The sequence below is a fragment of the Klenkia sesuvii genome (assembly GCF_037083825.1).
GTDB lineage: Bacteria > Actinomycetota > Actinomycetes > Mycobacteriales > Geodermatophilaceae > Klenkia > Klenkia sesuvii.
This window is the reverse complement of sequence record NZ_JBAPLU010000010.1, coordinates 49,871-63,098: the sequence shown is the minus strand read 5'-3', so window position 1 is coordinate 63,098 and position 13,228 is coordinate 49,871. Positions and strand designations below refer to the sequence as shown.

General features: G+C 74.9%; 15 protein-coding genes. 7 read left to right on the top strand and 8 right to left on the bottom strand.

Annotated features, from left to right (window positions below):
- Positions 1 to 34: 34 nt before the first annotated feature.
- From TEK04_RS11530 to TEK04_RS11515, 4 genes are read left to right on the top strand one after another with little or no spacing between them, the layout of a single operon-like run.
- The gene (locus TEK04_RS11530) at positions 35 to 691 is read left to right on the top strand and encodes a DUF6230 family protein (RefSeq protein ID WP_336404491.1); all 657 of its coding nucleotides are present in this window, start codon (positions 35 to 37) and stop codon (positions 689 to 691) included.
- Positions 688 to 1,425, top strand: a complete 738-nt coding sequence (locus TEK04_RS11525) for a DUF6114 domain-containing protein (protein ID WP_336404490.1) — start codon at positions 688 to 690, stop codon at positions 1,423 to 1,425. The genes TEK04_RS11530 and TEK04_RS11525 overlap by 4 nt, the downstream gene beginning before the upstream one ends.
- Complete coding sequence (locus TEK04_RS11520; RefSeq protein WP_336404489.1) at positions 1,400 to 2,173, top strand: hypothetical protein; 774 nt, start codon at positions 1,400 to 1,402, stop codon at positions 2,171 to 2,173. Before TEK04_RS11525 ends, TEK04_RS11520 begins: the two co-directional genes overlap by 26 nt.
- Complete coding sequence (locus TEK04_RS11515) at positions 2,170 to 2,868, top strand: DUF6230 family protein (RefSeq protein ID WP_336404488.1); 699 nt, start codon at positions 2,170 to 2,172, stop codon at positions 2,866 to 2,868. Before TEK04_RS11520 ends, TEK04_RS11515 begins: the two co-directional genes overlap by 4 nt.
- Positions 2,869 to 2,874: 6 nt before the next feature.
- Here the strand turns inward: TEK04_RS11515 and TEK04_RS11510 are convergent, their stop codons facing one another.
- On the bottom strand, positions 2,875 to 4,275 hold the full coding sequence (locus TEK04_RS11510) for a hypothetical protein (protein ID WP_336404487.1): 1,401 nt from the start codon (positions 4,273 to 4,275) through the stop codon (positions 2,875 to 2,877).
- Positions 4,276 to 4,303: 28 nt separating this feature from the next.
- Entirely contained in the window at positions 4,304 to 5,848 is a 1,545-nt protein-coding gene (locus TEK04_RS11505) for an MFS transporter (protein WP_336404486.1), read from the bottom strand.
- Positions 5,849 to 5,899: 51 nt separating this feature from the next.
- Between TEK04_RS11505 and TEK04_RS11500 the strand changes: the two genes are divergently transcribed.
- Positions 5,900 to 6,424 (top strand): TetR/AcrR family transcriptional regulator, encoded by a 525-nt coding sequence (locus tag TEK04_RS11500; RefSeq protein ID WP_336404485.1) that lies wholly within the window; start codon positions 5,900 to 5,902, stop codon positions 6,422 to 6,424.
- A gap of 106 nt (positions 6,425 to 6,530) precedes the next feature.
- Here the strand turns inward: TEK04_RS11500 and TEK04_RS11495 are convergent, their stop codons facing one another.
- Genes TEK04_RS11495 through TEK04_RS11470 form a run of 6 tightly spaced genes read right to left on the bottom strand, consistent with a single transcriptional unit; the run spans position 6,531 to position 11,571 of the window.
- Positions 6,531 to 7,394, bottom strand: a complete 864-nt coding sequence (locus TEK04_RS11495) for an aldehyde dehydrogenase family protein (RefSeq protein WP_336404484.1) — start codon at positions 7,392 to 7,394, stop codon at positions 6,531 to 6,533.
- Positions 7,394 to 8,830: an aldehyde dehydrogenase family protein gene (locus TEK04_RS11490; RefSeq protein ID WP_336404483.1), complete on the bottom strand. Its 1,437-nt coding sequence runs from the start codon at positions 8,828 to 8,830 to the stop codon at positions 7,394 to 7,396. The genes TEK04_RS11495 and TEK04_RS11490 overlap by 1 nt, the downstream gene beginning before the upstream one ends.
- Entirely contained in the window at positions 8,831 to 9,820 is a 990-nt protein-coding gene (gene deoC / locus TEK04_RS11485; RefSeq protein ID WP_336404482.1) for a deoxyribose-phosphate aldolase, read from the bottom strand.
- 38 nt (positions 9,821 to 9,858) lie between these two features.
- On the bottom strand, positions 9,859 to 10,383 hold the full coding sequence (locus TEK04_RS11480) for a signal peptidase I (RefSeq protein WP_336404481.1): 525 nt from the start codon (positions 10,381 to 10,383) through the stop codon (positions 9,859 to 9,861).
- Positions 10,380 to 10,958, bottom strand: coding sequence for a hypothetical protein (locus tag TEK04_RS11475; protein WP_336404480.1), 579 nt, complete (start codon positions 10,956 to 10,958; stop codon positions 10,380 to 10,382). Before TEK04_RS11475 ends, TEK04_RS11480 begins: the two co-directional genes overlap by 4 nt.
- Positions 10,959 to 10,962: 4 nt before the next feature.
- The gene (locus TEK04_RS11470) at positions 10,963 to 11,571 is read right to left on the bottom strand and encodes a hypothetical protein (protein ID WP_336404479.1); all 609 of its coding nucleotides are present in this window, start codon (positions 11,569 to 11,571) and stop codon (positions 10,963 to 10,965) included.
- 106 nt (positions 11,572 to 11,677) lie between these two features.
- Here TEK04_RS11470 and upp point away from each other — a divergent pair, with 106 nt between their 5' ends.
- Positions 11,678 to 12,301, top strand: coding sequence for a uracil phosphoribosyltransferase (gene upp / locus TEK04_RS11465; RefSeq protein ID WP_336404478.1), 624 nt, complete (start codon positions 11,678 to 11,680; stop codon positions 12,299 to 12,301).
- Positions 12,301 to 13,197 (top strand): Gfo/Idh/MocA family protein, encoded by an 897-nt coding sequence (locus TEK04_RS11460; RefSeq protein ID WP_336404477.1) that lies wholly within the window; start codon positions 12,301 to 12,303, stop codon positions 13,195 to 13,197. The genes upp and TEK04_RS11460 overlap by 1 nt, the downstream gene beginning before the upstream one ends.
- Positions 13,198 to 13,228 lie beyond the last annotated feature (31 nt).

Sequence of the window (13,228 nt, the reverse complement as noted above, 5' to 3'; positions counted from 1 at the left end):
GGTGCGTTCCGCAGCGGCGGGCTCACGAGCCGGCATGGTCGCAGCCGACGTCGCCGGCCGGTCCGGCACGCGGCTGCGGGCGGTGCCCGTCGCAGCGGCCGGGGTGGTGGCGCTGGGCACGATGTTCCAGATGGTCTCCGCCGACGTGCTGGCGGTGAACTTCACCGCCTCGGACAATGCCTACCGGATCTACACCGACCGGGTGGTGGGCCAGCAGGCCGCGGGGTACCTCGGTGCCCAGGCCCGGTCCGCCGGCGACGCACCGGCCATGCAGTTCGGTTTCCAGCAGGCCGACCTGTACGGCCTGTGCGCCATCGCCACCGACGAGCTGCCCGTGCTGGGGGCGGTGTCGTTCGTGCTCACCGCCGGCGAGCCGGTGGACGGTGCGGTGTCCGACGGCGCGGACGGGGCCATCAACACCACGGCCCTGCGCCTGGCGACCGACTCGCTGTCGGGGACCGGGGAGAACATCGCCCGGCTGACCCTCGGGCAGTCCGCCGACACCCTGGACATGGGCGGCACCCCGTTCGCCGGGCCGGTCGGGGGATTCGGGCTGCAGGCCGACGTCATGCAGATCGGCGGCCTGGACGCGAGCTCCTACGGCATCGACCTGCAGGGCGACGTGACCCTGCCCAACCTCAGCATCCGGGTCGTGCCCGGTGCGGTGGACAAGGGGACGTGCGTGCCATGACCTCCGGGATCGACCACAGGGCGGGCTCGGACACCGAGGCCGCCGACGACACCGGCACCGACGACATCGGCACCGACGACACCGGCACCGACGACATCGGCACCGACGACATCGGCACCGACGACGCCAGCACCGACGACAGCACCGACGACAGCACCGACGACAGCACCGACGCCACGCTCTCCGCGGCGCCGGGCTCCGGCCGGGCAACCCGGGTCCGCCGGGCCGTCCGGCACGCCACGGCGGCCGTGGCCGTCGGGTGGGCGCTGTTCGGCGCCTTCCGCCGGACCCGCCCGTTCTGGGGCGGGCTCTGGCTGGCCCTCGGCGGGGCCGTCGTCCTGCGGTTCTGCATCGCGCCGCTGGGCATCGCCATCGGGGGAGGGGGTGGCGCGGCGTCGGGGTTCCTGCTCGGCGGGGGGATGGTCCTGCTCGGGCTGGTCTCCTGGTTCGCCCCCCAGCAGCGCACGCTGCTCGGCATCATGGGCTGGCTCTTCGCGCTGGCGGCCTTCGTGGCGGCCAACCTCGGCGGGTTCCTGCTCGGGTCCGTGCTCGGCATCCTGGGCGGCTCGATGATCTGGGCGTGGGGTCCGCGCAAGGACCGGGACCCCGAGGGCCAGGCCAAGGGCGAGCCGGAGGCCAAGGGTGAGCCGGAGGGCGAGGACCAGCCGGAGGGGGAGCCCGAGCGCGAGGGAGAGGACGCGGGCAGCGATGCTGACCACGACTCGGCGCGGTGACGGCGGTCTGGTCCTCCCGGCCGATCGGCAGCGCCGGGTCGTGGTGCTGGCCCTGACGATGCTGCTGGTGGTCGCCACCTGGTGGCCGACCAGCTCCGGAGCGGTGGACGTACCGCCCGGGCTGGCCACCTGCGGCCCGGGCGACGCCAACCGGGCGGACCTGACCACCCGCGCCGGCGTCCAGTTGCGGCCGTGCCTGTCCGGCGTCACGCTGCGCATCTCCATCCCCCCGGCCTCGTCCCGGTGCGGCATCTTCGGACGCACCTGCTGGGACAAGAAGTGGTCGATCACCGGGGTCTCGCGGTCGGGCCTGCAGACCGTCCGGTTGCAGGACGGCACCACCCAGCAGCTGTACCGCCTGACGTTCCGGGAGTTCGCGGTGACCCAGGACGTGACCCTGCAGACCGTGGGCGGGAACGGCTACACCCTGACCCTCGCGCCGGACGCCGACGCGGTGCTGGGCGGCCAGGGGAGTGCGGGCACCACCGTCGTCACCGACATGTGGGTCACCGGCGAGAGCCTGCTGCGCTTCGAGTTCAGCCTGCTGCTGCTCCCGGTGTTCACCTGCGAGTCCGACACCCGGGTCGACAACGGAATCCTGGGCACGACCGACTGGATCCCGCTCTCGGTCCGCGGCTGCGGGATGTCCCTGGACGCCCGGTACGTGGTCACCACCGCCGAGACCGGCCCCATCCAGGGGCAGTACTCGGTCCGGCTGCCCGACACCGACGTGACGGTGGGCCCATGAGCGGCCACGCCGCCGCGCTGCCCGAGAGCTTCGTGGGCGGCACCCGCTGGCGCCGGTCGGTGGCGGCTGCCGTGCTCGGCCTGGGTGTCCTCGCCGCCGGTGTGGTGGCCGTCTCCCAGGACGTGCTGGCTGCCACGGTGGTCTACCAGGGCGGGACGGCCGAGTTCAGCACCGGCCGGATCAGCGGCCAGGACGTGGCCTTCGCCATGGTGCCGGTGACCCGCACCGACCCCGACGGCGGAGCCCGCACCACCCCGGTGCTGCGGGCGGGGTTCGCCACCGCGCGGATGGACGGGCTGTGCCTGTCCCAGGTCGAGCAGTTGCCCGGCATCGGGCCGGTGACCATCCGGGTCGAGGCCGGCGACGGCGACCCGGCCACCCAGGAGATCACCGCCGCCGACGTGCAGATCGACCTGCTGTCCTTCCGCGGCTCGGGCTCGGGGATCAACCTGGACGGGGTGGTGCAGATCGGGCTCGCGTCCAGCGACGTCACCACCCGGCCCGGTGCGGCCAACCCGCTGGGCGCACCGACGGAGCCGGGGTGGACGGCGATCGACGCCAGCGCCGGGGACATCGTCGAGGTCCGCGGCCTGCTGGCCGACACGACGATCGGTGGGCCGCTCACCCTGCCGGGGCTGCGCATCACCCTCGTCCCGGGGGAGAACGGCTGCAGCGGCACCCCCGTGGCGGGGTGAGCGCGGTCAGTCGCGGAACACCAGCGCGGCGCTGACCTCGCCGACCAGCTCGTCCCACGGGCCGGTGAGGCGCGCGGCGTCCTCGGCGCGCAGTGCGGCACGGGGGTCGCGCTCGGCGCGGGCGACCGCCTGGCCCAGGGGTGTGCCGGTGCCCAGCAGCTCCTCGACCCGGGTGAGGCCGGCGTACTCGGCGAGGTCGCGCACGCCCTCGACGGGCTGCACCAGCACGCTGTGGTCGACCAGCCCGGCGGCGCCGTCGGCCACCTCGGCCAGGACGTCGGCCACCTCGACGAGGTCGTACCGGTCCTGGTCCACGGGCAGCGGGGTGGTGCCGGTCTCGGCGACCTCGGGCCAGGAGGCGATCTCGGTCAGGTCGTGGTCCTCCTCGCCCCGCACGAACGCGGTGAGCTCGGCCGGGGTGTGGAACAGGAACACCTCCCGGTCGGCGCCGAGGAACCGCGCGGCGTCCTCGACGTAGCAGCGCAGCGTCAGGCCCGCGCCCTCGGGCACCACCACCTCGACGGGCAGGATGCCCACGCCCTCCCAGAAGCCGGCCGCCGCGGCCACCGCAGCCGGGTCGGCAGACAGGCGGCTCGAGCTGCTGATGGTGCTCGTGGGCACCGCTGCGGCGGCGGTGTCGTCGCCCCGGGTGTCGTCGCGGGCACCCGTCTCGTCGGCGTCGTCCGGGGCTGCGGTGTCCGGGACGGCGTCGTCCACGTCCGCGTCGTCCAGGTCGGCGCCGTCGTCGACCACCGCCGCGGACTCGGCGGCCGGCGGGTAGTCGTCGGGGTCGACGGTGCCGGCCCCGGTCCAGTCCAGGTGCTCCTCGAGCTCCTCGAGGACGTCCTCCCACAGCTCGTCGACCGTGCCGCCGAGCCGGATCCACGCCTCCTCGCCGGCGCGGCCCACGAAGGCGTCGATGCCCAGCCCGAGCATGGCGACCTCGGGGGCGGCCATGAGCTCGGCGACGGACTCGAACGCGGTCTCGTCCTCGTCGTCGTCCTCGTCGTCGGGGGCGGTGTCGCAGCACTCGGCGAGGCGGCCGGTCATCTCGAAGGTGGCGGCGAGCTCCTCGACCGCCCAGCGGTCGGGGTTGTCGGCGACGACGTCGTACACGCCGTCGAGGTCGTAGCGGTGGTCGTCGTCGGGGGTGACGTCGGCAGCGCCCAGCCCGGCGACCACCGGCCACACCGGATGGTCGGCCAAGTCGTGGTCGGTGCTGGTGCGGCAGTAGGCGGCCAGCGCGGCCGGGGTGGGGAACAGGTGCACGACGGCGGTCTCGCCCTCGGAGTTGCCGAGGAACGCCTGCCACTCCTCGCCGTCCTCCTCCCACGGCGGGGCCCACAGGGTGTAGCCCGTGCGGTCGTCGAGGGTGAGGGCGATGGGGACGATGCTCGGCCTGGCCACGGGCACATCCTGCCCTCTGGCCCCGGGATCAGCCGCGCGGGTCTTCGCCGTCCGCCGCCCGCGGTGCCCGCCACACCGTCGACACCACGGCCGCGGCGGCGAGCATCACGCCCAGGCCGATGACCGCGCTGGTGTCGGTGGCGCCGGCGAAGGCGGCCCGGGCGCTGTCGGCCAGCGCGGCGGCGGCGTCGCCGGGCAGGCCGCCGGCGACGTCGAGCGCCCCGCCGAGGGTCTGCACGGCGGCGACCTGCCCGGCGTCGAGCCCGGCGGGCAAGGTCAGCTGCGCGGTGTAGACCGCGGCGAGCACGCTGCCGAACACCGCGACGCCCAGACCGGTGCCGAGCTCGTAGGCCGTCTCGCTGACCGCGCTGGCCTGCCCGGCCCGCTCGGCCGGGGCGGCGGTGAGGATGGCGTCGTTGGTCAGCGTCTCGGCCAACCCGGCGCCCGCGGCGACCAGCACGAAGGCCAGGACGACGGTGGCGGCCGTCGTCCCGGTGCCCAGCTGGGTGGCCAGGGCGAACCCGGCGGCGCCCAGCAGCAGACCGACCACCACCAGGGCCCGCACCGGCACCCGGCGGCTCAGCGGGACGGCGAGCAGCCCGGCCACGACGGCCGCGGCCAGCCCCGGCACCAGCACGAGACCGGCCTCCATCGGCGTGGCGCCCAGCACGAGCTGCAGGTACTGCGAGGCGATGAGCAGCAGGCCGCCGAAGGCCGCGATGCTGAGCAGGTTGGCGCTGATCGCGGCCCGCACCACCCGGGAGCGGAAGAGGGAGAGGTCGAGCAGGGGATGGCTGCGGTGGAGCTGCCGCCGGACGAACACGGTGCCGGCGACCAGCCCCACCGCGGCCGCGGCGACCGGCAGGGGGGCCAGGCCGCTGCCGGCCAGCTTCTTCACCGCGTAGACCAGCGGCAGCATGGTCGCCAGCGACAGGACGACGCTCACGACGTCGAGCGGGCCCGGCTGCGGTGCGCGCGACTCGGGGAGCAGGAGGCGCCCGGCCACCAGCAGCAGGACCAGCACCGGCACGTTGATGAGGAACACCGAACCCCACCAGAACCGCTCGAGCAGGAAGCCGCCGACCACCGGGCCGAGGGCCGCGCCACCGGAGAACCCGGCCGCCCAGACGGCGATGGCCAGGCGCCGCTGCTGCCCGTCCAGGAACAGGTTGCGCAGCAGCGAGAGCGTGGAGGGCATCAGGGCCGCGCCGAAGACGCCCTGCAGGGCGCGTGCGGCGACCAACCAGCCGATGGAGGGGGAGAACGCGGCCAGGGCCGAGGCCGCACCGAACCCGGTGGCCCCGACGAGCAGCATGCGGCGACGGCCGAACCGGTCACCGAGCGAGCCCGCGGTGACCAGCAGGCCGGCCAGCACGAGCGGGTAGACGTCGACCGCCCAGAGCAGCCCGGTGCTGCTGGGGGTCAGCGCGGCCGCGATGGAGGGCACCGCGAAGGTGAGCACCGTGCCGTCGACGGCGACCAGCAGCACCGGGAGCATCAGGGCGGCCAGGCCGGCCCACTCGCGTCGGCCGGCCCGGGGGGCCTGCGTCGGGGTGGGCGTGGTCGTGCTCATGGTTCCTCGTTCCAGGGTTAATGTACCGTCTGGCTGGTACAGTAACTCACCATGGCGAGACCGTCGAACCGCGACCGCGTGCTGGACGCCTACGAGGGCCTGCTGGTGGACGGGGCGGGGGCGACCGTCACCCTCGACGCCGTGGCCGAGGCCGCCGGCGTCTCCAAGGGCGGCCTGCTCTACCACTTCCCGAGCAAGGAGGCGCTGCTCGACGGCCTGGCCGGCCGGTTGCGCCAGCGCGCCGCCGAGGACGTCGAGCGGCTGCGGGCAGCACCCGAGGGTCCGGTGGCCTACTGGGTGCGCACGGCGACCAGCGAGGAGGAGGCCGGCATCGGCCGCACCTACCAGGCCGTGCTGGGGCTGGCCGGCACCGGTCAGCCGGCCGCCCGCGCGGCGATCGCCGACGTCGAGCGGGGCTGGACCAGCGCCCTGGAGGACCTGATCGCCGACCCGGTGGTCGCCCGCCTGGTTCGCCTGGCCGGCGACGGCCTGTACCTGGAGAGTCTCACTGGGCTGCCCGGTACCGGCGACGACGGGCCCCTGGTCGCCCTCCTGGAGTCCCTCGCGCGGCGTTGACCTCGCCCGACAGCGGTGGGGGCCTCACGCGCCGATCGGGTGCCAGCAGAAGGACCCCCTCGCCCCCCGGACCTCGTTCCTCGGCCCGGGCCCCTGCGAGGGGGCCTCACGCGCCGATCGGGTGCCAGACTGTTTTGGTCTCCAGGAACGGGGTCATCCGGGACAGGCCGGGGTCGGCGGTCCAGTCGGGCTCCTCGGCGGGCGCGCGGAGCACCCGCTTCAGCGTGCCGGCGGCCGAGCGCTCGAGCTCCATGGCCGTCGCCCCGGCACCGCAGAGGTCGATGCCGTCGACGTCGGCGTGCTCGGCCAGCCACGGGCCGATCTCGGCGGCGTCGCCGGTGAGCAGGTTGGCCACCCCGCCGGGGATGTCGGAGGTCGCCAGCACCTCCGACAGCGTGATCGCCGGCAGCGGGCGCTGGGCGGAGCTGACCACCACGGCCGTGCAGCCGGTGGCCAGCACCGGGGCCAGCACGCTGACCAGGCCCAGCAGCGACGAGCGCTGGGGAGCCAGCACGGCGACCACGCCGGTAGGCTCGGGGACGGAGAAGTCGAAGTAGGGGCCGGCGACCGGGTTGGTGCCGCCCAGGACGGCGGCCAACTTGTCGGTCCACCCGGCGTACCAGACCCACCGGTCGATCGCGGCGTCGACCGCGGCCCGCGCCTTGCCGTCGCTCAGCCCCTCGCCGGCGGCGACCTCCTCGGCGAACTGGGCAGCGCGGCCCTCCATCACCTCGGCCACCCGGTACAGCACCTGACCCCGGTTGTACGCGGTGGTCCCCGACCAGCCGGCGAAGGCCCCCCGGGCGGCCACGACGGCGTCGCGGGCGTCCTTGCGGGAGGCGTGCGCGGCGTTGGCGACGAAGCGGCCCCGGGCATCGGTCACCTCGAAGGTGCGGCCGGACTCCGACCGGGGGAACTTCCCGCCCACGTACAGCTTGTAGGTCTTGCGCACCTGCAGACGGTCGCTCATCAGGACTCCTTCAGGTAGGCGCGCATGCCCAACCGGCCGCCCTCGCGCCCGTAGCCGGACTGCTTGTAGCCACCGAACGGCGACGTCGGGTCGAACTGGTTGAACGTGTTGGCCCACACGACCCCGGCGCGCAGCTGGTTCGCGACCGACAGGATGCGCGAGCCCTTCTCCGACCAGATGCCGGCCGACAGCCCGTACGTGGTGTTGTTCGCCTTGGCGACGGCCTCGTCGGGGGTGCGGAAGGTGAGCACCGACAGCACCGGGCCGAACACCTCGTCGCGGGCGATGCGGTGGGCGGGGGTGACGTCGGTGAACACGGTGGGCTTGAACCAGTGGCCGCGCTCGGGCAGGTCGCCCGCGGGCTGCCACACCTGCGCGCCCTCGGCCTCGCCGATGCTCACCAGCTCGCGGATGCGGGCCAGCTGCTCGGCGGAGTTGATGGCCCCGACGTCGGTGTTCTTGTCCAGCGGGTCGCCGACCCGCAGCGTGCCCATGCGCCGCTGCAGGGCGGCGACCACCTCGTCGTGCACCGACTCCTGGACCAGGAGCCGGGAGCCGGCGCAGCACACGTGGCCCTGGTTGAAGAAGATGCCGCGGACGATGCCCTCGACGGCTTCGTCGACCGGGGCGTCGTCGAAGACGATGTTGGCCGCCTTCCCGCCCAGCTCCAGGGTCAGCACCTTGCGGGTGCCGGCGACGGCGCGGGCGATCTGCTTGCCCACCTCGGTGGACCCGGTGAAGGCGACCTTGTCGACGTCGGCGTGCTCGACCACGGCGCGGCCGGTGTCGCCGGCGCCGGTCACGATGTTGACCACGCCCGGGGGCAGGTCGGCCTGCTGGCAGACCTCGGCGAACAGCAGCGCGGTCAGCGGGGTGGTCTCGGCGGGCTTGAGCACCACGGTGTTGCCCGCCGCCAGCGCCGGGGCGACCTTCCAGGCGAGCATGAGCAGCGGGAAGTTCCAGGGGATGACCTGGCCGGCCACGCCGTGCGGACGGGGGGCGGCACCCAGGCCGACGTGCTCGAGCTTGTCGGCCCAGCCCGCGTGGTGGAAGAAGTGCGCCGCGGCCAGCGGGACGTCGACGTCGCGCGACTCGGTGATGGGCTTGCCGTTGTCGAGGGTCTCCAGGACGGCGAACTCCCTGGCCCGCTCCTGCAGCAGCCGGGCGATGCGGAACAGGTACTTGCCGCGGTCGGCCGGACGCATCGGGCCCCACACGCGGGTGAAGGCGCGGCGGGCGGAGCGCACGGCGCGGTCGACGTCGGCGTCGATGCCGACCGCGACCTCGCCGAGGACCTCCTCGGTGGCCGGGTTCACCGTCTGCAGCGGCTCGCCGCCGCCGTCGGTGAACTCGCCGTCGACGAACAGGCCGTAGCGCGACCGCAGGGTGACGACCGAGCGGGACTCGGGGGCGGGGGCGTACTCGAAGACGGTCATCTACACGACGCTCACGTGGTCGGGGCCGGAGTAGTGGCCGGTGCGGAGCTTCTGCCGCTGCAGGAGCAGGTCGTCGAGCAGGCTGGAGGCGCCGAAGCGGAACCAGTCGGGGGTGAGCCAGTCGGGGCCGACGACCTCGTTGATCATCACGAGGTGCTTGACGGCGTCCTTCGTCGTCCGGATGCCGCCGGCGGGCTTGACCCCGACCTGCGTGCCGGTGGCGGCGCGGAAGTCGCGCACCGCCTCGAGCATGACCAGGCAGACCGGCAGGGTGGCGGCGGGGGAGACCTTGCCGGTGGAGGTCTTGATGAAGTCCCCGCCCGCCAGCATCGCCAGCCACGACGCCCGGCGGACGGCGTCGTAGGTGCGCAGCTCGCCGGTCTCGAGGATCACCTTGAGGTGCGCGGACCCGCAGGCCTCCTTGACCGCCACGACCTCCTCGAACACGTCGAGGTAGCGGCCGGCGAGGAACGCACCGCGGTCGATGACCATGTCGATCTCGTCGGCACCGTTCGCCACGGCGTCCCGGACGTCGGCGAGCTTGACCTCACGGCTGGCCCGGCCCGACGGAAAGGCGGTGGCCACCGCGGCGGTGTGGATGCCGGTGCCGGTCAGGGCGTCGCGGGCCACTCCGGCCAGGTCGCCGTAGACGCAGACCGCGGCGACCTGGGGGCAGCTGTCGTCGGCGGGGTCGGGACGGCGGGCCTTGGCGGCCAGCGACCGGACCCGGCCGGGGGTGTCGGCGCCCTCGAGGGTGGTGAGGTCGACCATCGAGATGGCGGTGTCGACCGCCCAGGCCTTCGCCGTGGTCTTGATCGACCGGGTGCCCAGCTGGGCGGCGCGGGCCTCGGCGCCGACCTGGTCGACCCCGGGCAGGCCGTGCAGGAACGCACGGAGCGCGGCGTCGGAGCGGGTGACGTCGGCGAACGCGTCGGGCAGGCCGGCCGGCGCCGGTCGCCCGGGCGCGGTGGGGTCGAGCGCGTGCGTCATGGGGGGCATTCTCCACCCCGCCCGGGACGGGTCGGTCCTCAGGCGGGCACCGGGGCGCAGTCCGGGCAGGCCGGTGCCCCGTCGGCACCGGCTCGCCCGGCGCCCATCCGGCGCAGCCCGGCCGCCACGACCACACCGCCGGCCAGCACGGCCACGACCGGCCCGGGGCCGCCCTCGAACGCCCGCCCGAGGAACGGGACGACGGTGACGGCGCGGCCGAGCCGGGCCCCGGCCAGGCTGACCCGCCACGGGTCCGCGGTCGGGTTCGCGTCACCCCGGGTGGTCATGGTGGGGACGCCGTCGACGACGGCGAGACCGTCCACCCGGTGCAGGATGGGGCGACCCCCGGGGACCTCCCACGGGGCCGGTGGCCGGAACGCCACGACGTCCCCGTGCACGACGTCGGCGCCGTCGACCGGCACGGTGACCACCAGTGAGCCAGCGGCCGCCCACGGGTCCATCGAAGCGGTGAGCACGGGAACCACGCGGACCCCCAGCAGGTGACCCACCACGAGTGCGGCCAGGGTGGTGAGCTGCACGGCCAGGACGACGCGGTGCCTCACGCCGAGGTCCGGTCGGTACCGGGGCGGGGGAGGACGGGGTTGGTCACGACGGTGACCTGGCCGGCGACGCCGCTGGTGCGCAGCCGCAGGTACGCCGCCTCGCCCGGGGCCAGCGGCGCCGGGGCGGTGTAGGTGCCGGACTGCGAGCCCACCAGCCGGGACAGCCCGACGGTCGAGGGGGTGCCCGGGCAGGTGTCGGCGACGGTGTTCCAGGGTTGGGTGCACACGGTGACCGGGGTGGCGGCGACCAGGCTGCCCAGGGTCACCGTCACCGACGGAACGGCGGCCGCGCCGGAGGTGTTGACCAGGTCGACGTACCCGGTCGCCGCGGACAGCGTGGTCGACAGCGAGTAGCGGGCTGCGTCAGGGGTGACGCTGCCGCTGCCGGCGGTCAGCCGCAGCTCGCTGGCCAGCCGGGCCACGCCGAGGACGGCGGACCGGCTGGCCGAGTCCTGCCACGGGGCGGCCTGGGCGGCGGGGGCCACGAGCAGCGCGCCGACCTGCACCGCGAGCACCGCGCCTGCCACGGCGGCCGGACCGGTGATGGCGCGCCGCACCCGGCGCCGGGGGAGCACCGCCTCAGCCGCCGGTGCGGTCGAGACCGCCCACCACGGTGTTGCTGACCGCTGCGGAGATGGTGCCGGTGGCCCCCTGCAGCGTGAGCGGAGCCGTGTCCACGAAGGTGAACTTGTAGCGCACGTGCTGAGCGGCCAGGGCGCCGCTCCCGATGGTGCCGTGCGAGAAGGTGAACGGGAGCAAGGCGGTCGGGGTCCCGGTGCCGAGCGTGCTCGGCGTCCCGGCGCAGCTGGTGCCGACCCAGGCGACCGTGCAGGTGGCAGCCTCGACCTGCACGTAGCCGGTCAGGCCGCCGGTCACGGTGACGCTGCCGGTGAACGTGCTCGGGGCCGAGCCGGCGTTGCGCACGTCGACGTAGCGGTAGAAGAAGTCCCCGGGCAGCAGGTTGCTGATCCCGGTGGTGAAGGTGCCGCCGTTGACGTCGAGGAGGGCGGGGGTGACGACGCCGGCGGCCAGGGTCCCCGAGTCGACCTTGGTGGTGCCGTCCCAGCCGGAGTAGGCGCCCGTGCCCACCAGGGCCGCGCCGGCCACCGCGATGGCCGCCCCGCGCAGGCGTCGGCGACGGCGGTGTCGGCACGGAGGCGACGGGTGCCGCTGCGGGTCGACGGTCATGCGGGGGTCTCCGAGTGACTCACCCTCTCTCCTTCGGAACTTGATCGGCCGTATCAAGCCGAACCGCGGACCGACCACGGCCGGCACCTCCGGTTACCGTGCAGCGGTGCAGCTGACCGTCGTGGACCACCCGATCGCCCGCGCCCGACTGACCCGCATGCGTGACGAGCGCACCGACAACGCCGCCTTCCGCGCGGCGCTGCGGGACCTCACCGAGCTGCTGGTCTTCGAGGCCACCCGCGGGTTGGCGGTCGAGGAGTACCCCATCACCACGCCGGTCACCGACACCACCGGCTACCGCCTGGCCGCCCCGCCGCTGATCGTCCCGGTGCTGCGCGCCGGGTTGGGCATGGCCGACACCGCGCACTCCCTGCTGCCGGAGTCCCAGATGGGCTTCGTCGGCCTGGCCCGCAACGAGACCACCTTCGAGCCGGAGGCCTACATGGCGTCGCTGCCGGAGTCGCTGGTCGACCGCGAGGTCTTCGTCCTCGACCCGATGCTGGCCACCGGCGGCTCCCTGGTGCACTGCTGCACCCTGCTGACCCAGCGCGGCTGCACCTCGATCACCGTCCTGTGCGCGCTGGCCGCCCCCGAGGGGATCACGCGGCTGGAGGAGTCGGGGCTGCCGCTGAAGGTGTTCACCGGCTCGATCGACTCGGGGCTCGACGAGAACGCCTACATCGTCCCGGGGCTGGGCGACGCCGGCGACCGGCAGTTCGGCGCCGTCTGATGCGCTTCGCCGTCCTGGGCAGCGGCTTCTGGGCGACCGAGGTGCACGCGGCGTCGCTGGCCGGCCACCCCGACGCCGAGCTGGTCGGCATCTGGGGTCGGGACGCCGAGAAGGCAGCCGCGGCCGGCGCGCGGTACGACGTCCGCGGCACCACCGACCTCGACGCGCTGCTCGCCGACGTCGACGCGGTGAGCATCTCGCTGCCCCCGTCGGTGCAGCCCGACCTCGCGGTGCGGGCGGCGCAGGCCGGCTGCCACCTGCTGCTGGAGAAGCCGGTCGCGCTGTCGGTGGCCGACGCCGACCGGGTGGTCGCGGCCACGACGGCGGCCGGGGTCGCCTCGGTCGTCTTCCTGACCTACCGCTTCCGGACGTCGACCACGGCGTGGCTGGAGCAGGCCGGTCGCTCGCACCTGGTCGGCGGCAGCGTGACCTGGCTGGCCAGCACCTTCGCCGCCGACAGCCCGTTCCGCGGCTCGGTCTGGCGGGCCGAGCCCGGGGCGCCGCTGTGGGACCTGGGTCCGCACGCCCTGTCGCTGCTCGAGCCCGCGCTCGGCCCGGCCGTGTCGGCCGTGGGGGCGCGGGCGGCCGACGGCACGGTGAACGTGGTGCTCGAGCACGAGGGCGGCGCGACCAGCACGCTCACGCTGTCGGCCAGCGCCTCCACCCTGTCGGCCGGTGAGGAGTTCTGGGTGCACGGCGACGCCGGGCGGCTCGTGCTGCTGCCCGAGGCCGGCGCCACCGCGCACGAGGCGCACGCCGTCGCCGTCACCGAGCTGCAGGCCGCCGCCCTCACCGGGGGTGCCCACCCGTGCGACGCCGCCTACGGCGCCCGGCAGGTGCGGGTGCTGGCGGCTGCGCAGGACGCGGTCGCCGCCGGGGCACGCCGCACCGTCTGACCGGACCTCCACGGCCCGCCGTCGGCACCGG

What these genes read in the sequence shown, in the direction of transcription:
- TEK04_RS11515 (WP_336404488.1), top strand. Translation starts at nt 2,170, where the DNA reads ATGAGCGGCCACGCCGCCGCGCTGCCCGAGAGCTTCGTGGGCGGCACC.
- TEK04_RS11520 (WP_336404489.1), top strand. Translation starts at nt 1,400, where the DNA reads ATGCTGACCACGACTCGGCGCGGTGACGGCGGTCTGGTCCTCCCGGCC.
- TEK04_RS11495 (WP_336404484.1), bottom strand. Translation starts at nt 7,394, where the DNA reads ATGAGCGACCGTCTGCAGGTGCGCAAGACCTACAAGCTGTACGTGGGC.
- TEK04_RS11505 (WP_336404486.1), bottom strand. Translation starts at nt 5,848, where the DNA reads ATGAGCACGACCACGCCCACCCCGACGCAGGCCCCCCGGGCCGGCCGA.
- TEK04_RS11525 (WP_336404490.1), top strand. Translation starts at nt 688, where the DNA reads ATGACCTCCGGGATCGACCACAGGGCGGGCTCGGACACCGAGGCCGCC.
- TEK04_RS11530 (WP_336404491.1), top strand. Translation starts at nt 35, where the DNA reads ATGGTCGCAGCCGACGTCGCCGGCCGGTCCGGCACGCGGCTGCGGGCG.
- TEK04_RS11460 (WP_336404477.1), top strand. Translation starts at nt 12,301, where the DNA reads ATGCGCTTCGCCGTCCTGGGCAGCGGCTTCTGGGCGACCGAGGTGCAC.
- TEK04_RS11490 (WP_336404483.1), bottom strand. Translation starts at nt 8,830, where the DNA reads ATGACCGTCTTCGAGTACGCCCCCGCCCCCGAGTCCCGCTCGGTCGTC.
- deoC (WP_336404482.1), bottom strand. Translation starts at nt 9,820, where the DNA reads ATGACGCACGCGCTCGACCCCACCGCGCCCGGGCGACCGGCGCCGGCC.
- TEK04_RS11470 (WP_336404479.1), bottom strand. Translation starts at nt 11,571, where the DNA reads ATGACCGTCGACCCGCAGCGGCACCCGTCGCCTCCGTGCCGACACCGC.
- TEK04_RS11500 (WP_336404485.1), top strand. Translation starts at nt 5,900, where the DNA reads ATGGCGAGACCGTCGAACCGCGACCGCGTGCTGGACGCCTACGAGGGC.